The sequence below is a fragment of the Streptomyces sp. NPDC023481 genome, assembly GCF_055560195.1.
Genome location: NZ_JBVHJE010000011.1, coordinates 97,763 through 120,420, shown reverse-complemented (window position 1 = coordinate 120,420; position 22,658 = coordinate 97,763). Strand labels below are relative to the sequence as shown.

The window sequence follows — 22,658 nt, the reverse complement described above, 5'->3', positions numbered from 1 at the left end:
GCGGGGGCGCTCCCTACGGTCGGCCCATGGACGTCATCGAACTGCTGCCCCGGCTGCGGCTGTTGCGCTTCCCGGTCGGCCAGGCCTACCTCTGGAGCGACGACACCGAGCTGACCCTGGTCGACGCGGGCCCGATCGGCTACGGCCGGGCGATCGCCGACGCGGTCATCGCGCTGGGCCCCGCACCGAAGGACGTACGACGTGTCGTGTTGACCCACTTCCACGAGGACCACGTGGGCGCGGCGGGCGAGTTCGCCGCGCTGAGCGGGGCCGAGGTGCTGGTCCACCACCTGGACGCGCCGTTCGTCCGGGGTGAACTGCCCGGCCCGGCACCGAAGTTCGAGGAGTGGGAGCTGCCGATCCACGCGGAGGCGGTCCGGCGGCTGCCGGAGGGGCCGCCCCTGCCGCCGGCCTCGGTCACCGAGGTGACGGACGGGGACGTCCTCGGTTTCGGCGGCGGCGCACGGGTGGTCCACGTCCCGGGGCACACCGACGGCAGCATCGCGCTGTTCCTGCCCGCCGAGGACGTGCTGTTCACCGGGGACACGGTGGCGTCGGTCGACGGCACCCCGATGCCCGGGGTGTTCAACCTGGACGGACGGCAACTCCGCGCATCCGTACGGAGGTTGGCGGACCTCGGCGCGGAGGTGGCCTGCTTCGGCCACGGTGACCCGGTCGTGGGCGGCGCCGCCGCCGCGCTCCGCTCGATCACCGAGGCGCCCGGTCAGCCGACCGGCACGCCGGCCTCCAGGTAGAGGGCGGTGCCCCGCTCACGGGCGCGCAGGGCCCAGCGCAGGCGTTCGTAGCGGACCGGCGGCAGCATCGCGGCGGCCTCCTGTTCCGTGGCGAACCGCCAGCCGCGCAGCTCCGGGCCGGGCAGCAGCACCCGGGAGGCCTCGCCGGACTCCAGCCGGCCGCCGTCGAACAGCAGCCGCAGCCCGCCGAACCCGGGCGGGGCGGGGCGTTCCCAGTCCACGACGAGCAGCCGGGGCACCTCGCGCAGCCGTATCCCCGTCTCCTCGGCGACCTCGCGCATCCCCGCGCGGGCCGGTGCCTCCCCCCGCTCGACCACGCCACCGGGGAACTCCCAGCCGGGCTTGTAGGTGGGGTCGACCAGCAGCACGCGGTCGTGGTCGTCGAAGAGCAGCACGCCGGCGGCGAGCGTCTCGGCGGTCGGCTCCGGGGTCTGCACGATGTCGCAGGCGGGTACGGCACCGCTGCCGACGGCGTCGGCGATCCGGACGGCCGTCTCGTACGGGGTGAGCGAGCTGGTGTCGACCGGGTGGGCGTCGGCGGTGAGCCAGGAGGCGAGGGCGGCGCGGTAGGGCTCGATCTGGTCGTACGACCACTGCCGTACGCGTATCTCGCCGTCGGGCGGGATCTCCCGCCCGGCTATCCGCTCGCGCAGGATCGTTTCAGCCGGGGCGAGCAGCAGATGGTGCACGGTGATCCGGCGGGCGGCGAGGCCGCCGAAGATCTCGTCGCGGTACTCCTGGCGGAGCAGGGTCATGGGCACCACCAGGGTGCCGCCCAGCTCGGCCAGCATCGCGGCGGCGGTCTCGACCACCAGCCGGCGCCAGATCGGCAGGTCCTGGAAGTCACCGACCTCGGCGAGGCGCTTGGGCGGCAGCAGGTGCGTGAGCGCCCCGCCGACGACCTCCGGGTCGAAGAGCGCGCTGTTCGGGATCAGTTCGATCAGCTCCCGTGCGGTGGTGGTCTTCCCCGCACCGAACGCGCCGTTGATCCAGACGACGGTCACGGACTTCCCCCTCTTGTGTCGGCCCCCTGTGGCTTGCCCGCTCCACCCTGCCACGGAAACGCCCCGCCGTTGAGGGTGCCTGTCCGCGCGCACACGGCAGCGCCGGTGCCCCCTGCGGCGGGGACACCGGTACGCACGCCGTACGCCGTCGGGGGTTACTCGTGTCCGAGGGTGCCGTGGTCGACGTCCAGGCTGTCCTGGGCGACGAGGTGGCCGGTCGAGTCGAGGGTGTCCGAGACGTTGAGGTCGCCGAGGGGCCGGTCTTCCGCAGCGTGGGACGGGGTGACGGCGGCCACGACGAATCCGGTGGCGAGGGTGGCGATGGCGAGCATGCTCCGCTTCTTCATGCGCTGATCAACTGCGCGGACGGCGAGGAGTCACGGGATGCGCTCCGGCCGAACGGGTCGTCCGGAACGCCGGGCCGGCCGCCCAGGCCGTAGCGACCCCAAGCCAACAGATCCGAACGGCCGAACTGCCATGCGACGCACCCCCTTCCAACACTCTCCGACAGGTCCTACCGTAAACGCGCACCGATGACGCGCACATGCCGTCATCCCGGTTTCGCGAGTCGGAGGAACGTAACGATGCGTCACCCTCACACCCGCACGACCCGCACCACACCCCGAAGAGTGGCCGGAGCGCTCGCCGCGGGGCTGCTGTGCGCGGCGGGGCTCGCCGCCCCCGCCCTGGCGGCCCCCGCCCGCACCCCGGCGGCGCCGGCCGCGCCCGCCCTGGCCGACGGCCTCGCCCTCACCCCGCCGATGGGTTTCAACAACTGGAACTCCACGCACTGCCGCCCCGAGTTCAACGCGTCCATGGTCGAGGGCATCGCGGACCTCTTCGTCCAGAAGGGCCTGAAGGACGCGGGCTACCAGTACGTCAACCTGGACGACTGCTGGGCCCTGCCGAACCGCGACGCCAACGGCAAGTTGGTACCGGACCCCGCCAGGTTCCCCGGCGGGATCAAGGCGGTTGCCGACTACGTGCACGCCAAGGGGCTCAAGCTCGGCGTCTACACCAGCGCCGGCACCAGGACCTGCGACAGCACGGGCTTCCCGGGCGCCCTGGGCCACGAGTACAGCGACGCACGACAGTTCGCCGACTGGGGTGTGGACTACCTGAAGTACGACAACTGCAACAACCAGGGCGTGGACGCCAAACAGCGCTACCGGACCATGCGGGACGCGCTGAAGGCGACCGGCCGCCCCATCGTCTACAGCATCTGCGAATGGGGCCAGAACAAGCCCTGGGAATGGGCCGCCGACGTCGGCCACCTGTGGCGGACCACCGGTGACATCAGCGACAGCTGGAGTTCGATGGTGTCGATCCTCAAGCAGAACCTGCCGCTCGCGCCGTACGCCGGCCCGGGCCACTGGAACGACCCCGACATGCTGGAGGTCGGCAACGGCGGCATGACGGACACCGAGTACCGCTCGCACTTCTCGCTCTGGTCGGTCATGGCGGCGCCGCTGCTCATCGGCACCGACCTGCGCAAGGCATCCCAGGCGACCTACGACATCCTGGGCAACAAGGAGGTCGTCGCCGTCGACCAGGACCCGCTCGGCAAGCAGGGCACCGTCGTCTCCTCCGCGGGCGGACGCTGGGTCGTCGCCAAGGAGATGAAGGACGGCAGCCGCGCGGTGGCCCTCTTCAACGAGTCCGGCACCGCCCAGCGGATCGCCACCAGCGCTGCCGCCGTCGGCCTGCCGGCCGCCGACGGCTACACCCTGCGCGACCTGTGGCAGCACCGCACGTACAACACCGCCGGCACCCTCGCCGCCACCGTCCCCGCCCACGGCACGGTCCTGCTGCGCGTCCAGGCCGACCCCCAGTGGTCCGCCCAGCCGCCCGCCGTCGAACTCGGCGTGGACGGCAGCCCGTTCCTGGAGGCGGCCACCCCCGCCACACTGACCACTACCGCCACCGACCTCGGCGGTACGCCCGCGCAGCAGGTGTCCGTGACCCTGACCGGCCCCGCCGGCTGGACCGTCCAGGCCACCACGCCGACCACCGCGGCCACCGTCCCCGCCGGCGGCTCCCTGCGCACCGCCTGGCGGGTGACCGCCCCCGCCGGCACCCCGAGCGGCTCCTACGGCCTCACGCTGCGGACCGGTTACCGCTCACCGAACGGGACGGCGGTCACGAGCGAGGCGCCACTGACCGCGTCCGTCGTCGTGCCGCCGCCCGCCGGGACGTCGTACCTCGGCGACCTGCCCTGGCTGTCGGCGACCAGCGGCTGGGGGCCGGTGGAGCGCGACCGGAGCAACGGGGAGGACGCCGCCGGCGACGGACACCCGCTCACCATCGGCGGCACGGTGTACGCCAAGGGCCTCGGCGTCCACGCGCTCAGCGAGGTCGCCTTCTACACCGGCAGGGCCTGCGAGAAGGTCACCGCGGACGTCGGCGTGGACGACGAGAAGGGCACCAAGGGCACCGTCGCCTTCGAGATCTGGGCGGACGGCACGAAGGCCGCGTCCACCGGCGTCCTGACCAACGCGATGCCCGCCCAACCGCTCACCGCCGACGTCACCGGTGCCCAGGTGGTCCGGCTGGTCGTCACCGACGGCGGCGACGGCATCGACTCCGACCACGCGGACTGGGCGAACGCCCGGCTCAGCTGCCGAACCGTGTAGACGATGACGGATCAACGGCCGGCAGGGGCAGGGGGGTTCACCCGGCGGGTCGCACCCCCGTCGCCCCTGTGGCCCGTTCCCGGAAAGCGGCCGGGGTCTCGCCGGTGCGCCGGCGGAAGAACCGGGTGAAGACGGTCGCGTCCGGGAATCCGAGCCGGTCGCCGACGGCCGCGGCCGGCAGGTCCGTGTGCCACAGCAGCCGGCGTGCCTCCAGCAGGACCCTGTCGTCGATGAAGGCCTTGGCTCCGGTGCCGGCGGCCGAGCGGGTGGCCCGGGTCAGGGTCCGGACGCTGTAACCGAGCGCGCGGGCGTAGTCCTCGACGCGGTGGGTGCGGGCGAAGTCGCGGTCGACGGCCCGCTGGAAGCGCCGGAACGCCTCGCTGCCCGCTCCGGCCGTCTCGCGCACGCCGGTTGCGTGGGAGAGCCGCAGAACGAGGACCGACAGCAGGTGCCGTACGACGTCGATCTGGATCTCCAGCGGCAGGTCGGCCAGCCGTCGGTATTCGCTCCGCAGCACCTGGAGTACGGCGTCCAGGGCTGACGCGTCGGCGTCCGCCGGGGTGAGGGGTGAGCGCCAGACCGGCTGGTCGACCCGTGCGGCCTCCACCGTGGCGGGGGTGAGGAATCCGGGGGTGAACAGCACGACGACCCCCTCGGCGGCGGCCAGGTCGGAGTCGTACTGGTGGACCTGGCCCGGTCGCACCCACAGCCAGTCACCGGCGCTCAGCTCGAAGGTGCTGAAGTCGAGGGAGCAGCGCAGGCGACCGCCGCGCACCGCGATCAGCTCGTGGAAGGCGGGGCGCTTGGCGGCGTAGGGATCAAGGCCGTGACCGCGGGCACGGCCGGGCAGGCCGGATAGGTCGAACACCTCCGCGCCGGGTGGGGCACCGGCGGCGGCACGGTAGGGGACGGGAGGGATCTCGGTCCGGTCGGCGGCGGGCGGCTGTCCGTTTTTGTCCATGGGCTGTCCTCAGGGTACGCCTCCGGCCTCGGGATTCGGGCTTAGCGTCGAAGGGCGGTGACCGAAACGGTTGCACGCGCCCAGCGTCGGACGAAACGAAGGAGCCGAGTCCCGTGCGACTGATCGTGGGTATGACCGGAGCGACGGGGGCCGTGTTCGGAGTCCGGCTGCTCGAGCAACTGGCGGCGCTCCCGGAGGTGGAGACGCATCTGGTGCTCAGCCGCTGGGCGCGGACCACGATCGAGCTCGAGACCGGGCTGACGGCTCCCGAGGTCACGGCGCTGGCCGATGTCACCTACACGCCCGAGGACCAGGGTGCGGCCATCTCGTCGGGCTCGTTCCGGACGGACGGCATGATCGTCGTGCCCTGCTCGATGAAGACGCTCGCCGGGATCCGGGCCGGTTACGCCGACGGGCTGGTCGGGCGGGCCGCGGACGTGGTGCTCAAGGAGCGGCGCCGGCTGGTCCTCGTGCCCCGCGAGACCCCGCTGAGCGAGATCCATCTGGAGAACATGCTCGGACTCGCCCGCATGGGAGTGCGGCTGGTGCCACCGATGCCGGCGTTCTACAACCATCCGCGGTCGGTGGACGACATCGTCTCCCATGTCGTCGCACGCGTCCTCGACCAGTTCGATCTGCCCGCGTCGCCGGCCGGACGCTGGGAGGGCATGCGGGCCGCCCGCGCCCTGCGCACGACCGGCTGAGACCCGGCGCCTTCCCGCCCGCGCCCTGGCCGCGACGGCACCGGCTCCGGCCCTCCCCCACCCGCCCGTTCCCCCGCGAAAGGACCTTCCCGTGCCCTACGACGACCTGCGTGGCTTTCTCGACGCGCTCGACAAGGAGAGGCAGCTTCTCCGTATCCCGGAAGAGGTGCTGCCGGAGCCCGACATCGCCGCCGCGGCCAACGCCGCTCCGCGCCTCGGCGATGCGGCACCGGCCCTGTTCTTCGACAACGTCAAGGGGTTCACGAACGCGCGGATCGCGATGAACGTCCACGGCTCGTGGGCCAATCACGCGCTCGCTCTCGGCCTGCCCAAGGAGACCGGCGCCAAGGAGCAGGTGGCGGAGTTCGCCCGGCGCTGGGAGGCGTTCCCGGTCGAGCCCGAGTGGCGCGCGAACCCCCCGTGGGCGGAGAACACCCTTGAGGGCGAGGACGCCGACGTGTTCCGGGTGCTGCCGCTCATCCGCCTCAACGACGGCGACGGCGGCTTCTACATCGACAAGGCCGCGGTCGTCTCGAAGGACCCCGACGACCCCGAGCACAGCGGCAAGCAGAATCTCGGCATCTACCGCATCGAGGTCAAGGGACCGCGCAGGCTCGCGATCCAGCCGGTGCCGATGCACGACATCGCCCTGCATCTGCGGACGGCCGAGGAGCGGGGCGAGGACCTGCCCGTGGCCATCACCCTCGGCAACGACCCGGTGATCACCATCGCCGCGTCCACACCGATGAAGTACGAGGAGAACGAGTACGGGCTGGCCGGCGCCCTGCGCCAGGCCCCCGCCCCGATCACCCGGGCACCCCTGACCGGACTGCCCGTGCCGTGGGGCAGCGAGGTGGTGATCGAGGGGGTCATCGAGGGCCGCACACGTGAGATCGAGGGGCCGTTCGGCGAGTTCACGGGCCACTACTCGGGCGGTCGCAGTATGCCGGTGATCCGCGTCGACCGGATCTCGTACCGCACCGACCCGGTCTTCGAGCACCTCTACCTCGGCATGCCGTGGACCGAGTGCGACTACCTCATCGCGGCCAACACGTCCGTGCCGCTGTTCAAGCAGTTGAAGGCGGACTTCCCGGAGGTGCAGGCGGTCAACGCCTCCTACACGCACGGCCTGCTCGTCATCGTCTCGACGAGGAAGCGGTACGGAGGCTTCGCCAAGGCGGTCGGACTGCGGGTGCTGACGACGCCGCACGGCCTCGGCTACGCGACCACGGTGATCGTGGTGGACGAGGACGTCGACCCGTTCGATCTGCCGCAGGTGATGTGGGCGCTGTCGACGAAGATGAACCCCGCCTCGGACCTGGTCACCGTCCCCCGCCTGCCGGTCGTCGAACTCGCCCCCCAGGCGCAGACCCCGGGCATCGTGGACAAGCTCGTCATCGACGCCACGACGCCCGTCGCCCCCGACGGCCGGGGCACGTACGGCAACCCGGTCCGCGACCTGCCCGAGACGGCCGCATGGCTCACCCGGTTGCAGGCACTCACCGCCGGTCTCTGACCGCCCGCTCGAACCGTCCCCGGCAAGGAGAAACCGACATGCCCGACACCACCGGCCCCGTCTGCCCGCGTTGCGCGTACGAGGAGACGGAACACGTCCACTCCTCCCCCGTCCCCGGGGTCTGGGAGGTGCTGCGGTGTCCGCGGTGCCTGTACATGTGGCGCACCAGCGAACCCGTCCGGCGTACCCGGCGCGAGCACTATCCCGAGGGTTTCCGGCTGACGGCGGCCGACCTGGCGCGGGCCGACGAGGTGCCGGCCGTGCCCCCGTTGCGCGGCACGTACTGACCAGGCGTCCTGCCCGTGTGGTACCGGCGCGGGCCGTCACCCCGCCGGACTTCCCCTCGCGGGCGTCTTCCCCCGGTCCGCCTAGCGGCTCGCCGCCGGTACCTCCGCGGGGCGGGTCAGGGCCGCGGCCGCGGCGCCGATCAGGCCCGCGTCCGTGCCCGTCTGCGCGGGTACGACGGTGAGCCGCCGTACGAAGGACAGGGTCGCGTAGTCGGTGAGGGCCTTGCGCAGCGGCGTGAACAGGACGTCGCCCGCGTTGCCGACGCCCCCGCCGATCACCGCTATGTCGATCTCGACCAGGGTCGCGGTGGCCGCGATCCCGGCGGCCAGCGCCCGCGCGGCCCGCTCGAAGGAGGCCACCGCGACCGGGTCGCCCAGACGGGCGGCGGCGGCCACCGCGGCGGCCGAGGTGTCGCCGTCAGGGCCCGGGAGCCAGCCCCGCTCCAGGGCCCGGCGGGCGATGTTGGGGCCGCTGGCGATGCGCTCCACACAGCCGCGTGAGCCGCACGGGCAGGGATCGCCGTCGAGGTCGACGCTGATGTGACCGATGTGTCCGGCGTTGCCGGTCGGTCCGGGGTGCAGCCGGCCGCCCAGCACCAGGCCGCCGCCGACGCCCGTCGAGACCACCATGCACAGCGCGTTGTCGTGGCCGCGTGCCGCGCCCTGCCAGTGCTCGGCCGCCGTGATCGCGACCCCGTCGCCGATCAGCTCCACCGGCAGGCCCCCGGTGACCGCACGGACCCGGTCGACCAGCGGGAAGTCCCGCCAGCCGGGCACGTTCACGGGGCTGACGGTGCCGGCCGAGGCGTCCACCGGGCCGGCGCTGCCGATGCCGATCGAGCGCGCGCGTCCCCACAGGGGCGACCCGGCGAGATCGCCGAGCACCTCCGCCACGGCCCGCATGACCGTTTCGCCGTCCTGCTGGGCGGGCGTGGCGCGCTGGGCCCGGGCCCGGATCCGTCCGCCGCCGTCCACCAGCGCGCCGGCGATCTTGGTGCCGCCGATGTCCAGGGCCGCCACGAGGTCGGTGTGCATCAGAGTCAGATCTCCCCGTTGAGGCTTGAAAACCGAAGAAAGGCAGGCCGGTCAAGCGGTGGGGGCGCAGGCCGGGACAGTGATGGACAGTCTCTCTCGCATCTGACAACGTTGTCCAGGCTCTATGCTCGACGCCACATCCTCATACAAGCCCACCGCATCCGCATCCCCCTCGTACGAGACAGGACAGACGCATCGTGCCCGAGACCACCCGTCGCGCAGACCGCCTTTCCGGGAGCCGGTACGGCAACCGTCCGACGATGAAGGACGTGGCGGCGCGCGCGGGAGTCGGGCTCAAGACGGTCTCCCGCGTGGTCAACGGCGAGCCGGGGGTCACCCCGGACACCGAGCGGCGGGTGCAGGAGGCGATCGAGGCGCTCGGCTTCCGCCGCAACGACAGCGCGCGGGTGCTGCGCAAGGGCCGTACGGCGAGCATCGGCCTGGTGCTGGAGGATCTCGCGGACCCCTTCTACGGGCCGCTCAGCCGAGCCGTCGAGGAGGTGGCCCGCGCCCACGGCGCCCTGCTGATCAACGGCTCCAGCGCGGAGGACCCCGAGCGTGAGCAGGAGCTGGCGCTGGCGCTGTGCGCGCGCCGGGTCGACGGGCTCGTGGTGATCCCGGCCGGGGACGACCACCGCTATCTGGAGCCGGAGATCAGGGCCGGCGTGGCGACCGTGTTCGTGGACCGGCCGGCCGGCCGGATCGACGCCGACGTGGTGCTGTCCGACAACTACGGCGGCGCGCGCGACGGCGTCGCCCACCTCATCGCGCACGGCCACCGGCGCATCGGGTTCATCGGCGACATGCCCCGCATCCACACCGCGGCCGAGCGGTTGCGCGGTTACCGGGCGGCCATGGAGGACGCGGGCATAGCCGTGGAGGACCGCTGGATGTCGCTCGGAGCGACGAACCCGGAGCGGGTGCGGCGGGCCGCGCAGGAGATGCTGTCCGGTCCCGACCCGGTCACCGCGGTCTTCGCCGGCAACAACCGGGTGACGGTCACCGTGATCCGGGTCCTGGCCGAGCACGCGCGCCGGGTCGCGCTCGTCGGCTTCGACGACATCGAGCTGGCCGACCTGCTCCAGCCGGGCGTCACGGTCGTCGCCCAGGACGCCGCGGCCCTCGGCCGTACCGCCGCCGAACGCCTCTTCGGCCAGCTGGACGGCACCCTCCTCGCCCCCGAGCGGATCGAACTGCCGACCCGCCTCGTCACCCGCGGCTCGGGCGAACTGCCGCCCGCGGACTGAGCGGGCGGTACGACCGGCTCTCGGCCCCGGCCCGCGGGCTCCCCTCCTACTGCGCGGAGGCCGTCAGGTCGCCGCGGCGGGGGGCCGCGAAGGTTTCCAGGTCGGCTCGGGTCAGGCCGGTCAGGCGGGCGACCTCGGCGATGTCGAGGGCGCCGCAGTCCAGGCCGCGCAGCAGGTAGCCGCTGAGGGCCTTGGCGGTGGCGGGCTCGTCCATGACGTCACCGCCGGTACGGTTGGCGTACCGGGTGAGGCGGGCCGCCGCCTGCTCGAAACCCTCGCGGTAGAAGGCGAAGACGGCCGCGTAGCGGGTCGGCAGGTGCCCCGGGTGCATGTCCCAGCCCTGGTAGTAGGCGCGGGCGAGGGCGCGGCGGGTGAGGCCGTAGTGCAGGCGCCAGGCGTCGTGGACCCTGGCGGTCGGGCCGACGGGCAGGACGTTGGTGGAGCCGTCCGAGACGCGGACGCCGGTGCCGGCCGCGGCGACCTGCATGACCGCCTTGGCGTGGTCGGCGGCCGGGTGGTCGCTGGCCTGGTGCGCGGCGGAGACGCCGAGGCAGGCGCTGTAGTCGAAGGTGCCGTAGTGCAGTCCGGTGGCGCGGCCCTCGGCGGCCTGGATCAGACGGGCGACGGTGGCGGTGCCGTCGACGGCGAGGATGGCCTGGCTGGTCTCGATCTGGATCTCGAAGCCGAGCCGGCCGGCGTCCAGGCCGTGCACCTTCTCGAAGGCCTCAAGGAGGCGGGCGAAGGCGGTCACCTGCTCGGGGTACGTCACCTTCGGCAGGGTCAGGACCAGGCCCCCGGGCAGGCCGCCGGCCTGCATCAGGCCGGTGAGGAAGACGTCGAGGGTGCGGATGCCCCGGTCGCGTACCGCGGCCTCCATGCACTTCATGCGGATGCCCATGTACGGCGCCGCCGTGCCGTCGCGGTACGCCTCGGCGATCAGACGGGCGGCGCGGGCGGCCGCCGCGTCCTCCTCGGCGTCGGGCCGGGGGCCGTAGCCGTCCTCGAAGTCCACGCGCAGGTCCTCCACCGGCTCGCGCTCCAGCTTGGCGCGGACGCGGGAGTAGACGGGCTCGGCCAGGTCGTCCGACAGTCCGAGGACGGCCGCGAACGAGGCGGCGTCGGGGGCGTGTTCGTCGAGGGCGGCGAGAGCCTTCCCGCCCCAGGAGCGCAGGGTGTCGGCGGCGAAGGCGTCGCCGGGGACGTACACGGTGTGGACGGGCTGCCGGGTGCCGGGGTCCCCGGGGTAGCGGCGCTCCAGCTCCGCGTCGACCGGTGCGAGGGAGGCGCTGATCTCCTCGCTGACGGCGCCCGCGAGGCTCGTGGCCACCTGCTCCTGCTGACCCATCCCACACCCTCCCATTTCCGCTGTGCGGAATCAACAATCCGTTGGATGAAGTTATCCGGGGTGGTTCCCGCCGGTCAACACCCTCTCGGACCGTGGTCGCACCGCCTTCAGGATGCACCGAGGCCCCCGTGACCGCGCCGGTCACGGGGGCCTCGTACCAGGCCTCGGGAGGATCAGCCCTTGCGGGACTTGATCTCCTCGGTCAGCTGGGGCACGACCTCGAACAGGTCGCCGACGACGCCGAAGTCGACCAGCTCGAAGATCGGGGCCTCGGCGTCCTTGTTGACGGCCACGATGGTCTTCGAGGTCTGCATACCGGCGCGGTGCTGGATCGCGCCCGAGATGCCGTTGGCGATGTACAGCTGCGGCGAGACCGACTTGCCGGTCTGGCCCACCTGGTTGGTGTGCGGGTACCAGCCGGCGTCGACGGCGGCGCGCGAGGCACCGACGGCCGCGCCGAGCTGGTCGGCGAGCGCCTCGATGATCGAGAAGTTCTCGGCACCGTTCACACCGCGGCCACCGGAGACCACGATCGCGGCCTCGGTCAGCTCCGGGCGGCCCGTCGACTCACGCGGCGTGCGACCGGTGACCTTGGTGCCCGTGGCCTGCTCGGAGAAGGTCACGGACAGGGCCTCGACGGCGCCGGCGGCCGGGGCGGCCTCGACGGCGGCCGAGTTCGGCTTGACCGTGATGACCGGAGTGCCCTTGACGACGCGGGACTTGGTGGTGAAGGACGCGGCGAACACCGACTGGGTGGCCACCGGGCCCTCGGCGCCGGCCTCCAGGTCGACGGCGTCGGTGATGATGCCGGAGCCGATGCGCAGCGCCAGGCGGGCGGCGATCTCCTTGCCCTCGGCGGAGGACGGGACCAGCACGGCGGCCGGGGACACGGCCTCGTAGGCGGCCTGCAGGGCGTCCACCTTCGGCACGACCAGGTACTCGGCGTACTCGGACGCGTCGTGGGTGAGGACCTTCACCGCGCCGTGCTCGGCGAGCGTGGCGGCGGTGTCGGCGGCGCCGTTGCCCAGCGCGACGGCGACGGGCTCGCCGACGCGGCGGGCCAGGGTCAGCAGCTCGAGGGTGGGCTTGCGGACGGCACCGTCCACGTGGTCGACGTAGACGAGGACTTCAGCCATGGGATTGCTCTCCTGCGTAACGAAGTTGAGGGGCGGTCGGCGGGGCGGGCCTTAGATGAACTTCTGGCCCGCGAGGTACTCGGCGAGCTGCTTGCCGCCCTCGCCCTCGTCCTTGACGATGGTGCCGGCCGTGCGCGCCGGGCGCTCGGTCGCGGACTCGACCTTGGTGAACGCGCCGTCCAGGCCGACCTCCTCGGCCTCGATGTCCAGGTCGGACAGGTCCCAGGACTCCACCGGCTTCTTCTTGGCCGCCATGATGCCCTTGAAGGACGGGTAGCGGGCCTCGCCGGACTGGTCGGTCACGGAGACGACCGCCGGGAGCGAGGCCTCCAACTGCTCCGAGGCGGCGTCGCCGTCGCGGCGGCCCTTGACGGTGCCGTCCTCGACGGAGACCTCGGAGAGCAGGGTGACCTGCGGGACGCCGAGGCGCTCGGCGACCAGCGCGGGGACGACGCCCATGGTGCCGTCCGTGGAGGCCATGCCGGAGACGACCAGGTCGTAGCCGGCCTTCTCGATGGCCTTGGCCAGCACCAGGGAGGTGCCGATGGCGTCGGTGCCGTGCAGGTCGTCGTCCTCGACGTGGATGGCCTTGTCGGCACCCATGGAAAGGGCCTTGCGGAGCGCGTCCTTGGCGTCCTCGGGGCCGATGGTCAGGACGGTGACCTCGGCGTCGTCCGCGTTCTCCGCGATCTGGAGGGCCTGCTCGACCGCGTACTCGTCCAGCTCGGAGAGCAGACCGTCGACGTCGTCGCGGTCGACGGTCAGGTCATCGGCGAAGTGCCGGTCGCCAGTGGCGTCGGGCACGTACTTCACAGTGACAACGATCCTCAAGCTCACGCCGGCTCTCCTACTGCATCGTCATTTCGGGCTGCCTCTTGCAGGCAGCATAGGCGCCTGAAGCGGCCGATCCCGGTCGGGGCGTCCGCGCGCTCCGAACGAGATATTACTCGTCAGTACACCCAGTTCCTGCCCGCTAAGCAAGCGCTTTGAACTGTGACCTTCGCAACGCAGCGTAACCGGAATCCGACGGCCCCGCAGGAGGGGGCGGCGCGATCCGGGACGTGATCAATCCCGCAGGCCGTTGAAGCGGCCCTGGTGGTAGAGGAGCGGCCGGCCGGTGCCCGAGGGGTCGCCGAGAACCACCTCGGCGAGCACGATCCGGTGGTCGCCGGCCGGCACCCGTCCGACGATCCGGCAGACCAGCCAGGCCAGCACGTCGTCCAGCACCGGTACGCCCTCCGGGCCCTCCCGCCAGGCGGTGGGCGCGCCGAAGCGGTCGGCGCCGCTGCGGGCGAAGGTGGCGGCCAGCTCGCTCTGGTGCTCGCCGAGTATGTGCACGCCCACGTGGTCGGCCTCGGCTATCGCGGGCCAGCTGGAGGCGCCCGTGCCGACGCCGAAGGAGACCAGCGGCGGCTCGGCGGAGACGGAGGCCAGGGAGGTGGCGGTGAAGCCGACCGGGCCGGAGGCGCCACGCGCGGTGATCACCGCCACACCGGCGGCGTGCCGGCGGAAGGTGGAGCGCAGGAGATCGGGGGAGGCGAGCTGGGGCGTGCCGAGGTCGGGCGTGGCCGTCATGCGCGTGTCCTTCTGCGAGGAGGGGAAACGGGTCCGTGGTTGCTCAGCGACCCGGACAGCGCGCGCTCGCGGTGCGGGCGAGGTCGACATGGACCCGCCCGTGGAGAAGGAGTTCGATCGGCATACGGTCAGACTGACGAGAGGTGGTGGGCGCAGTCAAGCAGGTCCCGGGATCCGCAAGGCTCCCCACCGTGTCCTGACACCCGCTCACACGGCCTCCCCCAGAGCGGCGATGACGTCAGCCTTCCGCGGCTGTCCGGTGGCGCGCCGCACCACGCGGCCGTCGGCGTCCAGGACCAGCACGGTGGGCGTCTTGAGGATCGCCAGTTCGCGTACGAGGTCCAGGCGGGCCTCCGCGTCGATCTCGACGTGGGTCACGCCCGGGACCATCCCGGCGACCTCGCCGAGGATGCGCCGGGTCGCCCGGCAGGGCGCGCAGAAGGCGCTGGAGAACTGCACCAGCGTGGCCCGCTCCCCCAGTTCGCCGCCGAGTTCGGCCGCTTCGAGCCGCTTGCCGTCGTCGCGCCCGCGCACCCGTACTCTCCCGTTCCGCCGCTTGTGCAGCACTCCGTAGGCGCTCGCCGCCGCGAGCACCGCCAGGCACACCACCAGTCCGGTCATCTTCAGCACAAGCGTTCACGAGACTGCAAAGATTCCCGGCTCCGCGGGGAGTTCCCCATGCGGAATGCTGGCTTCATGGACATCGACGCGCGAGGGCCGCGGTTCGCGGCGGCCGTCACCACGGTGGTGCTGGTGGTGGCACTGGGCACGGAGAACGCCTGGGTGCTGGGCTGGCAGACGCTGGTCTTCGCGCTCGGCGCGGCCGGGGGCGTGCGCCGCTCGCCGTACGGCTGGGCGTTCCGTACGGCGGTACGGCCGCGGCTCGGACCGCCGACGCGGTTCGAGCCGCCGGAGCCGCCGCGGTTCGCGCAGGCGGTCGGGCTGCTGTTCGCGGGCCTCGGTCTGACCGGGTTCACCGTGGGGCCGCGGTGGCTGGGGTTCGCGGCGACCGGGGCCGCGCTCGCCGCCGCCTTCCTGAACGCCGTGTTCGGGTACTGCCTGGGCTGCGAGGCGTTCCTGCTGCTGAAGCGCGCGACGGCGACACGGGTGGCGCAAAGGGGAGAGTAAAGGGGACCCGAAGGGGCAATGCGGGATGTAGGCCGACGTGACGAGGATCTCGCCGCCGCGGGGAACCAGGACTGGCTCCCCGTCCGTTCTTCGGGCACGATCTGCGAGACGCCGTAAACCTACGGCCGCGTAACTTACCCGCCGGGAGCCCCTTTCCCGAGCAGAGCAGAAAGGGTCCACCCCGCCCATGGCAGAGCTGGTCTACCGTCCCGTCATCGGTTTCGCGAAGACGCTGTTCAAGGTCTGGGACCTGAACATCGACTGCCAGGGGTCGGAGAACATCCCGCGCTCGGGCGGCGCCGTCCTGGTGAGCAACCACATCAGCTACCTGGACTTCATCTTCAACGGCCTGGCCGCCCTGCCGCAGAACCGCCTGGTGCGGTTCATGGCGAAGGAGTCGGTGTTCCGGCACAGGATCTCCGGTCCGCTGATGCGCGGGATGAAGCACATCCCGGTGGACCGCGGGCAGGGCGAGACGGCGTACGCGCACGCGCTGGACTCGCTGCGCTCCGGTGAGATCATCGGGGTGTTCCCCGAGGCCACGATCTCGCAGTCCTTCACGCTGAAGAGCTTCAAGTCGGGCGCGGCCCGCCTGGCCCAGGAGGCGGGGGTGCCGCTGGTCCCGATGGCGGTGTGGGGCACGCAGCGACTGTGGACGAAGGGGCAGCCGCGCAACTTCAAGCGCAGCCACCTGCCCGTCACCATCCGCGTCGGCGAGGCGGTCGAGGCGCCCCGCGACCAGTACGCCGGCGCCATCACCCGCCGGCTGCGCGAGCGCGTCCAGGAACTCCTGGAGGCGGCCCAGCGCGCCTACCCGGGCCGCCCCAAGGGCCCCGAGGACTCCTGGTGGCTGCCCGCGCACCTGGGCGGCTCGGCACCGACGGCGGAGCAGCTGCGCACGGCGGAAGCGCACTGACCCCTCACGACGGGGTCCGCAACGGTGTGACACCGCGCCGGTGCGCCACGGGTGGTCCGTGACGCACCGGCTGTGTGGTGCGTGCGGTGTCCTTACCGGGTGCCGTTCCCGGCGATCCGGTGGGCCTTTGCGGCCAGTTGGCCGACCTTGCCCGCGTGGGCGAAGCCGCCGGCGGACACGGCCTTGACGGTGCCGTCCGCCTGGACGCTGTAGAGCGCCTGCTGGGGGTTGAGCAGGTCGTACGGGCTCTTGCCGTGCGCGGCGAGCATCAGCACGTACCGCTGACCGCCCTTGGCGAGCAGGGTGGTGTCCTGGTCCTGGTACGCCACCCCGCCGTAGGTGCCGCCGAGCTGGCTGACCTCGATGGTGTCGCCGGCGACCACCTTGCCGGCGAGGGCCCGGGTGACCCTCACCCTGGAGACGGTGACGATGACCGGGTTCTCCTCGGCCGCCTTCCTGGCCGCCTTGGCCTCGGCGGGCGACAGACCGGCCTGCGGGTTGGTGGCGGGGTTGTCACCGGCGGGCGCGTCCGGCAGCACCTTCTGCACCCGGGTGCCGAGGACGGTGCCCTCCACGACGGCGTCGGACTTCCTGATGACGTCGTCCAGCGAGGAGTACGCCGGATAGTCCGCGTGGTAGGTCACGGTGTCCGAAGTCGGCGCGGAGCGGGCCCCGTTGGAGGTGTTCTCCGCGGAGCAGCCGACGGCGGCGAACGCGGCGAGGACGGCCGTAGCGGCGACGACGATGTTCCGTCCGGCGTTCATCGGTAGATCCTCTTCACCTCGGACTTGTCATAGGGCTGCGGCTTCTGCACCTTGGAGCGGTCGCGGCTGTGCTTCATCAGCGAGACCTTGCTCGTGTTCGGGTTGTCGGCGAGGCTGAGCCCGTGCCCCAGTTCATGGGTGCTGGTGCTGCGCACCCACTTGTCGTACTTGGCCATGTTCTTCGTGTCCCGCCACAGGGTCGTGGCGTTGACCTTGATCTGGAAGGAGCGGTGCGCCCGGGATCCGGACGGCGCGTACAGGCCGTACCAGCTCTGGCTGTAGTTGCCGGCCGTGAAGCTGGGCTTGGCGCTGGAACTGCGCTTGATGCTCGCCCCGACACCGGCGCTGTTCCAGTTGCCGCGAGCGGTGTCGAAGTACTTGACCCACTCGCCGTTGACGCCGACGGTCTTGACGCTGAACGACCGCTTGGGCATGCCGCCGCTGTAGTACGTCGCCTGGGCGGGGGCGGAGACGGCCAGGGTGCCGGCGAGGGCCAGCGCGGCACTCGACGTCAGGCCGAGTGACACTCGTGCGATTCTTCGATTCAACTGTTCTCCCCGTGAACTGAGCAGGCGGCATGGCCGAGCACGTCGCGGGAAAGAACGCAAAAGGTACTACAGGGACGCGGAAAGTCGACGCGTCCCGTAAAAACTGCTGTCCCCCTTGTGGATCCCCCGTTGACCGGCTGCACCGCGATGCCGCCTGTGATCGGGACCAAGCCTCACACGCGGCATGAGTCGCGGCATCGGCCTCAAGGAGGAGAGGTGTCTTCCTCCTTGAGGCCGATGTGTCGCATGGTCCCGCCGGGCGACGTCCTTGGGTGCAACCTCGACGACCCGACGTGACACGGGTTTCACGCCCTGTCCCGCGGTTGCACCCATGCGCTGCCGAGAGACGATGGGAGGTGGGTGGGCCGCCCCGTGTTCCGCTCCATCCCAGGCAGGAGGCGCACCATGCCCGCTTCTCGATCCGTCGCAAGCCCCGTCCTGGAACCCTCTGCCCGGGAGCTGACGGAGGCCACGTCGCCACATCCGCGCATCTACGAGGTCCCGCCGGAGAACGGCCGCGAGATCCTCGATGGTCTCCAGGAAGGCAAGGGGGTGGCCAAGCCGGCGGTGGACGAGGACTGGGTGACCATCGACGCCGGGCAGTACGGCAACGTCCGCACGCGTGTCATCCGCCCCCGGGGAACGATGAAAACCCTCCCGGTGGTCCTGTACATCCACGGCGCCGGATGGGTGTTCGGCGACGAGAAGACGCACGACCGGCTGATCCGCGAACTGGCGGTCGGAGCAGACGCCGCGGTGGTCTTCCCCGTCTACGACAGGGCCCCCGAGGCGAAGTACCCGACCCAGATCGAGCAGAACTACGCGGTCGGGAGGTGGATCCGCCAGAACGGCGGGGAACAGAACCTCGACGCCTCACGGATAGCGGTCTGCGGCGATTCGGTGGGCGGCAACATGTCGACGGTCTTCGCGCTGATGGCCAAGGAACGCGGAGATGTGCAACTGGCTGCCCAGGTGCTGCTGTACCCCGTCACCGACGCGAACTTCGACACTCCATCCTACCAGGAGTTCGCCGACGGCTACTACCTCACTCGCGACGGGATGAAGTGGTTCTGGGACGCCTACACCTCGGACCCCGAGCAGCGCACCGAAATCTACGCCTCGCCGCTGCGGGCCGACATCGAGCAACTCCGTGGCCTTCCCACCACACTGGTCATCACCGACGAGGCCGACGTCCTGCGTGACGAAGGCGAGGCCTACGCGGCCAAGCTCCGCGAGGCAGGAGTGGACGTCACCGCGGTCCGGGTGCTGGGAATGGTCCACGACTTCCTGATGCTCGACAGCCTCCGCGACTCCAAGGCCACCACGGTCGCGCGCACACTCGCCATCGAGGCACTGCGACGAGCACTGCACCCCTGAAGCGCGGTCATCCAGCCGCTTACGCCACGCGATGCCACGGGCAGCAACGGCCGGATGACTCCCACTCGGCATCCCTAGCGGGCCATCTCCTCCTTGAGCGCTGCCACGAACGTGTCGACGTCGTCCTCGGTGGTGTCGAAGGAGCACATCCAGCGCACCACACCGGCGGCCTCGTCCCAGAAGTAGAAGCGGAACCGCTTCTGCAGCCGCTCGCTGACGTCGTGCGGGAGCTTGGCGAACACGCCGTTCGCCTGCACGGGGTAGAGGATCTCCACGCCGTGCACCGCGCGGACGCCCTCGGCGAGCCGCTGGGCCATCTCGTTGGCGTGACGGGCGTTGCGCAGCCACAGGTCCTTGGCGAGGAGGGCCTCCAGCTGCACCGAGACGAAGCGCATCTTGGAGGCCAGCTGCATCGACATCTTGCGGAGGTGCTTCATCTTCTGCACCGCGTCCTGGTTGATGACGACGACGGCCTCGCCGAACAGCGCGCCGTTCTTCGTCCCGCCCAGGGAGAGGATGTCGACGCCGACCGCGTTGGTGAACGTCCGCATGGGCACGTCCAGGGAGGCCGCGGCGTTGGCTATCCGGGAGCCGTCCAGGTGCACCCGCATGCCGTGCGCGTGGGCGTGCTCGCAGATCGCGCGGATCTCCTCGGGCGTGTAGAGGGTGCCCAGCTCGGTGCTCTGGGCGATCGACACGACCTGCGGCATCGCGCGGTGCTCGTCCTCCCAGCCCCAGGCCTGCCGGTCGATCAGCTCGGGCGTGAGCTTGCCGTCGGGCGTGGGCACGGTCAGCAGCTTCAGCCCGCCCATGCGCTCCGGCGCGCCGCCCTCGTCCACGTGGATGTGCGCGCTCTCGGCGCAGATCACCGCGCCCCAGCGGTCGGTGACCGCCTGGAGCGCGACGACGTTCGCGCCGGTGCCGTTGAAGACCGGGAAGGCCTCCGCGGTGGCCCCGAAGTGGCTGCGGATGATCCCCTGGAGGTTCTCCGTGTAGTCGTCCCCGCCGTAGGCCACCTGATGGCCGCCGTTGGCCAGGGCCAGGGCGGCCATCACCTCGGGATGCGCCCCGGCGTAGTTGTCACTGGCGAAACCGCGGACCTGGGGGTCGTGGTGACGACGCGCGTCGGTCTTGGGAGGGTTCACGGCTTCTCGGTCAGCCACAGACGGTTTCCGTTCACTTCTGCGGCGGGCTTGCTCCAGACGCCCTCGATGGCCTCGGCCAGGTCCTCGACGTCCGTGAAGCCCGCGAACTTCGCGTTGGGGCGTTCGGCGCGCATGGCGTCGTGCACCAGTGCCTTCACCACCAGGATCGTAGCCGCGGACGTGAGGGACTCACCGCCGGCCTTGCGGAAGTAGTCGGCCATGGCCAGCGTCCACGCCTCGGCAGCCGCCTTCGCCGCGGCGTACGCCGCGTTGCCCGCGGTCGGCTTGCTCGCACCGGACGCGCTGATCAGGACGTACCGGCCGCGCTCGCTGCGCTGCAGCGCCTCGTGGAAGGCGAGGGAGGTGTGCTGCACGGTCTTGACCAGCAGCAGCTCCAGGAAGTCCCAGTCGTCGAGGCTGGTCTTGGTGAAGGTCTCGCTGCCTCGCCAGCCGCCGACCAGGTGGACCAGGCCGTCGACCCGCCCGAAGTCCTTCTCGATGTGCGCGGCCCAGTCCCGGGTGGACTGCAGGTCCAGCAGGTCCACGGTGTCCCCGGTGACGGAGGCGCCACCGGAGGCGTACCGGGCCGCGTCCACGGCCTCCGACAGCCGCTGCGGGTCGTTGTCCGCGCCCACGACGGTCGCCCCGGCCCCGGCCAGGCGCATCAGGGCCGCGCGCCCGGCAGGTCCGCCCGCGCCGGCCACCGCGATCACCGCACCGCTCAGCGGTCCGTTCGCCCCGTTCCCCATGGTCTTCCCCTCTGACGCAGTGTTCTGGACGCGGTCGCTCACGCGGCGACCCGCTCGGCGCCGTCCGCCGTGATGCCCTTGGTGGAGGCGATCACATGCTTCAGCTTCTTGGACAGGGCCTCATAGAACATGCTCAGCGGAAACTCGTCCGGAAGCACGTCGTCCACGAGCTTGCGCGGGGGCTGGGTCAGGTCGAGGGCGTCCGGGCCCTTGGCCCACCGGGAGCCGGGGTGCGGGGCGAGGTAGGTGGAGACCAGCTCGTAGCCGGCGAACCAGTGCACCAGCTTCGGGCGGTCGATGCCGTCCTTGTACAGCTTCTCGATCTCGGCGCACAGCTGGTTGGTGACGTGCGGGGCGCGCTCCCAGTCGATGGAGAGCTTGTTGTCGGTCCAGCGGACGACGTCGTGCTTGTGCAGGTAGGCGAAGAGCAGCTGGCCGCCGAGGCCGTCGTAGTTGCGGTTGCGGTCGCCGGAGACGGGGAAGCGGAACATCCGGTCGAAGAGCACCGCGTACTGCACGTCACGGGCCTGCGGGACGCCGTCCGCCTGGAGCTTCACGGCCTCCTTGAAGGCGGTGAGGTCGCACCGCAGCTCCTCCAGGCCGTACATCCAGAACGGCTGGCGCTGCTTGATCATGAACGGGTCGAACGGCAGGTCGCCGTGGCTGTGGGTGCGGTCGTGGACCATGTCCCACAGCACGAAGGCCTCCTCGCAGCGCTTCTGGTCGTGGACCATCGCGGCGATGTCCTCGGGCAGCCGCAGGCCCAGGACGTCGACGGCGGCCTCGGTCACCCGGCGGAAGCGGGCGGCCTCGCGGTCGCAGAAGATGCCGCCCCAGGAGAAACGTTCCGGCGCCTCGCGGACGGCGATGGTCTCCGGGAAGAGCACGGCGGAGTTGGTGTCGTAGCCCGAGGTGAAGTCCTCGAAGGTGATGCCGCAGAAGAGCGGGTTGTCGTAGCGGGTGCGCTCCAGCTCGGCCAGCCAGTCCGGCCAGACCATGCGCAGGACGACGGCCTCCAGGTTGCGGTCCGGGTTGCCGTTCTGCGTGTACATCGGGAAGACGACCAGGTGCTGCAGGCCGTCCGCGCGGTTCGCGGCTGGCTGGAAGGCCAGCAGGGAGTCCAGGAAGTCCGGCACCTCGAATCCGCCCTCGGCCCACCGCCGGAGGTCCTTCACCATCGCCCGGTGGTAGGCGGCGTCGTGCGGGAGGAGCGGGGAGAGCTGCTCGACCGCGTCCGCGACACGCTCCACGGCCGCGAGGGCGTCGGCGCGCCGCGGGGCGCCCTCGGCGTCGAAGTCGATCGATCCGTCCTTCGACTGCCATGGCCGGATCTGCTCCACGGCATCCTTGAGCACGGGCCAGGCCGGGTGCTCCACCACCCTGGTCAGCGGAGGAACCCGATCCTCCGTACCCGACTGCACAAGAATTTCCGTCATGTCCCATCCTCCACAGGAGAACCTCGCGTATGGACACCGTATGCATACCCGGTTTCTCCCAGCAAGACCGAGGGCGGGAAATTTTTCTGTCACTTCCCTTGGTCACGGATGTTTTTCCTGTGGCAAACCGTGACGACGCTCACTTTCGTCAGCCATGGGGAGACGTCGGCGGAGCCGTGATCCGGTAGGTCAAGGCGCGCGGAGACGCGCCCACGGGAGGGTGACATCCCAGGTGGATACCGGCCAGTGGGGCCCGCCGCCGCTCCCGAATGCCCGGCGCAGCCGCGGGTTCAACGCGCGGCCCGGCCGTTAGGCTGCGAGCCTGCCGCGTGGACGACGACGTCCGGACGGGTCCGTCGGTCCGCGCGCCGCCGAGCCGCCGTCGACGGAAGCGAGT

Annotated in this window: 23 protein-coding genes; 9 read left to right on the top strand and 14 right to left on the bottom strand. The window is 71.5% G+C overall.

Translation table 11 applies throughout. From position 1 onward, the window contains the following. Positions 1-26 precede the first annotated feature (26 nt). Positions 27-755, top strand: coding sequence for an MBL fold metallo-hydrolase (locus ACZ3ZD_RS22045; protein WP_467399874.1), 729 nt, complete (start codon positions 27-29; stop codon positions 753-755). Here ACZ3ZD_RS22045 and ACZ3ZD_RS22040 read toward each other — a convergent pair. Further along, positions 725-1,759, bottom strand: a complete 1,035-nt coding sequence (locus ACZ3ZD_RS22040; RefSeq protein ID WP_467399872.1) for an NUDIX hydrolase — start codon at positions 1,757-1,759, stop codon at positions 725-727. The genes ACZ3ZD_RS22045 and ACZ3ZD_RS22040 overlap by 31 nt on opposite strands. A 155-nt stretch (positions 1,760-1,914) precedes the next feature. Beyond that, entirely contained in the window at positions 1,915-2,106 is a 192-nt protein-coding gene (locus tag ACZ3ZD_RS22035) for a hypothetical protein (protein ID WP_467399870.1), read from the bottom strand. Positions 2,107-2,343: 237 nt separating this feature from the next. Here ACZ3ZD_RS22035 and ACZ3ZD_RS22030 point away from each other — a divergent pair, with 237 nt between their 5' ends. Beyond that, positions 2,344-4,392, top strand: a complete 2,049-nt coding sequence (locus ACZ3ZD_RS22030) for an NPCBM/NEW2 domain-containing protein (protein ID WP_467399868.1) — start codon at positions 2,344-2,346, stop codon at positions 4,390-4,392. A gap of 37 nt (positions 4,393-4,429) precedes the next feature. Here ACZ3ZD_RS22030 and ACZ3ZD_RS22025 read toward each other — a convergent pair whose 3' ends face one another. Further along, positions 4,430-5,353 carry a helix-turn-helix transcriptional regulator gene (locus ACZ3ZD_RS22025; RefSeq protein WP_467399865.1) on the bottom strand — a complete coding sequence of 308 codons (924 nt, stop codon included), beginning with the start codon at positions 5,351-5,353 and terminating at the stop codon, positions 4,430-4,432. Between the two features lie 113 nt (positions 5,354-5,466). Here ACZ3ZD_RS22025 and ACZ3ZD_RS22020 point away from each other — a divergent pair, with 113 nt between their 5' ends. The 3 genes from ACZ3ZD_RS22020 to ACZ3ZD_RS22010 all read left to right on the top strand — a co-directional run bounded on the left by ACZ3ZD_RS22020 (position 5,467) and on the right by ACZ3ZD_RS22010 (position 7,860). After that, a complete protein-coding gene (locus tag ACZ3ZD_RS22020; RefSeq protein WP_467399863.1) occupies positions 5,467-6,057 on the top strand; it encodes a non-oxidative hydroxyarylic acid decarboxylases subunit B in 591 nt (196 codons plus the stop codon). A gap of 91 nt (positions 6,058-6,148) precedes the next feature. Continuing rightward, positions 6,149-7,573: a non-oxidative hydroxyarylic acid decarboxylases subunit C gene (locus ACZ3ZD_RS22015; RefSeq protein ID WP_467399860.1), complete on the top strand. Its 1,425-nt coding sequence runs from the start codon at positions 6,149-6,151 to the stop codon at positions 7,571-7,573. A 38-nt stretch (positions 7,574-7,611) separates the two neighbouring features. Further along, positions 7,612-7,860: a non-oxidative hydroxyarylic acid decarboxylases subunit D gene (locus ACZ3ZD_RS22010; protein WP_467399858.1), complete on the top strand. Its 249-nt coding sequence runs from the start codon at positions 7,612-7,614 to the stop codon at positions 7,858-7,860. Between the two features lie 81 nt (positions 7,861-7,941). Here the strand turns inward: ACZ3ZD_RS22010 and ACZ3ZD_RS22005 are convergent, their stop codons facing one another. Beyond that, positions 7,942-8,895, bottom strand: coding sequence for an ROK family protein (locus ACZ3ZD_RS22005; RefSeq protein ID WP_467399855.1), 954 nt, complete (start codon positions 8,893-8,895; stop codon positions 7,942-7,944). A 197-nt stretch (positions 8,896-9,092) separates the two neighbouring features. On the opposite strand from ACZ3ZD_RS22005, the gene ACZ3ZD_RS22000 reads away from it, so the two are divergent. Beyond that, a complete protein-coding gene (locus ACZ3ZD_RS22000; protein WP_467399853.1) occupies positions 9,093-10,142 on the top strand; it encodes a LacI family DNA-binding transcriptional regulator in 1,050 nt (349 codons plus the stop codon). A gap of 46 nt (positions 10,143-10,188) precedes the next feature. On the opposite strand, the gene ACZ3ZD_RS21995 is transcribed toward ACZ3ZD_RS22000, so the two are convergent. The 5 genes from ACZ3ZD_RS21995 to ACZ3ZD_RS21975 form a co-directional block, all read right to left on the bottom strand. After that, on the bottom strand, positions 10,189-11,487 hold the full coding sequence (locus ACZ3ZD_RS21995; RefSeq protein WP_467399851.1) for a DUF6986 family protein: 1,299 nt from the start codon (positions 11,485-11,487) through the stop codon (positions 10,189-10,191). Between the two features lie 173 nt (positions 11,488-11,660). Continuing rightward, entirely contained in the window at positions 11,661-12,623 is a 963-nt protein-coding gene (locus tag ACZ3ZD_RS21990) for an electron transfer flavoprotein subunit alpha/FixB family protein (RefSeq protein WP_467399848.1), read from the bottom strand. Between the two features lie 51 nt (positions 12,624-12,674). Then, positions 12,675-13,460 carry an electron transfer flavoprotein subunit beta/FixA family protein gene (locus tag ACZ3ZD_RS21985; RefSeq protein WP_467399844.1) on the bottom strand — a complete coding sequence of 262 codons (786 nt, stop codon included), beginning with the start codon at positions 13,458-13,460 and terminating at the stop codon, positions 12,675-12,677. Between the two features lie 228 nt (positions 13,461-13,688). Then, positions 13,689-14,198: a flavin reductase family protein gene (locus ACZ3ZD_RS21980; protein WP_467399842.1), complete on the bottom strand. Its 510-nt coding sequence runs from the start codon at positions 14,196-14,198 to the stop codon at positions 13,689-13,691. A 207-nt stretch (positions 14,199-14,405) separates the two neighbouring features. Then, positions 14,406-14,819 carry a TlpA family protein disulfide reductase gene (locus ACZ3ZD_RS21975; RefSeq protein ID WP_467399840.1) on the bottom strand — a complete coding sequence of 138 codons (414 nt, stop codon included), beginning with the start codon at positions 14,817-14,819 and terminating at the stop codon, positions 14,406-14,408. 75 nt (positions 14,820-14,894) lie between these two features. Here ACZ3ZD_RS21975 and ACZ3ZD_RS21970 point away from each other — a divergent pair, with 75 nt between their 5' ends. Together ACZ3ZD_RS21970 and ACZ3ZD_RS21965 are read left to right on the top strand one after the other, a co-directional pair. After that, on the top strand, positions 14,895-15,326 hold the full coding sequence (locus tag ACZ3ZD_RS21970; RefSeq protein ID WP_467400190.1) for a DUF4395 domain-containing protein: 432 nt from the start codon (positions 14,895-14,897) through the stop codon (positions 15,324-15,326). A gap of 187 nt (positions 15,327-15,513) precedes the next feature. Then, a complete protein-coding gene (locus ACZ3ZD_RS21965) occupies positions 15,514-16,242 on the top strand; it encodes a lysophospholipid acyltransferase family protein (protein WP_467399837.1) in 729 nt (242 codons plus the stop codon). Between the two features lie 92 nt (positions 16,243-16,334). Here ACZ3ZD_RS21965 and ACZ3ZD_RS21960 read toward each other — a convergent pair whose 3' ends face one another. Beyond that, a complete protein-coding gene (locus ACZ3ZD_RS21960; RefSeq protein WP_467399835.1) occupies positions 16,335-17,006 on the bottom strand; it encodes a hypothetical protein in 672 nt (223 codons plus the stop codon). Further along, the gene (locus ACZ3ZD_RS21955; protein WP_467399832.1) at positions 17,003-17,533 is read right to left on the bottom strand and encodes a hypothetical protein; all 531 of its coding nucleotides are present in this window, start codon (positions 17,531-17,533) and stop codon (positions 17,003-17,005) included. Before ACZ3ZD_RS21955 ends, ACZ3ZD_RS21960 begins: the two co-directional genes overlap by 4 nt. A 426-nt stretch (positions 17,534-17,959) precedes the next feature. Between ACZ3ZD_RS21955 and ACZ3ZD_RS21950 the strand changes: the two genes are divergently transcribed. After that, the gene (locus tag ACZ3ZD_RS21950; protein WP_467399830.1) at positions 17,960-18,931 is read left to right on the top strand and encodes an alpha/beta hydrolase; all 972 of its coding nucleotides are present in this window, start codon (positions 17,960-17,962) and stop codon (positions 18,929-18,931) included. 74 nt (positions 18,932-19,005) lie between these two features. Here the strand turns inward: ACZ3ZD_RS21950 and ACZ3ZD_RS21945 are convergent, their stop codons facing one another. The 3 genes from ACZ3ZD_RS21945 to ACZ3ZD_RS21935 are packed head-to-tail and all read right to left on the bottom strand — an operon-like array spanning position 19,006 to position 22,261. Then, a complete protein-coding gene (locus ACZ3ZD_RS21945) occupies positions 19,006-20,076 on the bottom strand; it encodes a threonine aldolase family protein (RefSeq protein ID WP_467399827.1) in 1,071 nt (356 codons plus the stop codon). Next, positions 20,073-20,825: an SDR family NAD(P)-dependent oxidoreductase gene (locus ACZ3ZD_RS21940; RefSeq protein ID WP_467399824.1), complete on the bottom strand. Its 753-nt coding sequence runs from the start codon at positions 20,823-20,825 to the stop codon at positions 20,073-20,075. The genes ACZ3ZD_RS21945 and ACZ3ZD_RS21940 overlap by 4 nt, the downstream gene beginning before the upstream one ends. A 38-nt stretch (positions 20,826-20,863) precedes the next feature. Continuing rightward, a complete protein-coding gene (locus ACZ3ZD_RS21935; protein WP_467399822.1) occupies positions 20,864-22,261 on the bottom strand; it encodes a DUF6421 family protein in 1,398 nt (465 codons plus the stop codon). Positions 22,262-22,658: the final 397 nt, after the last annotated feature.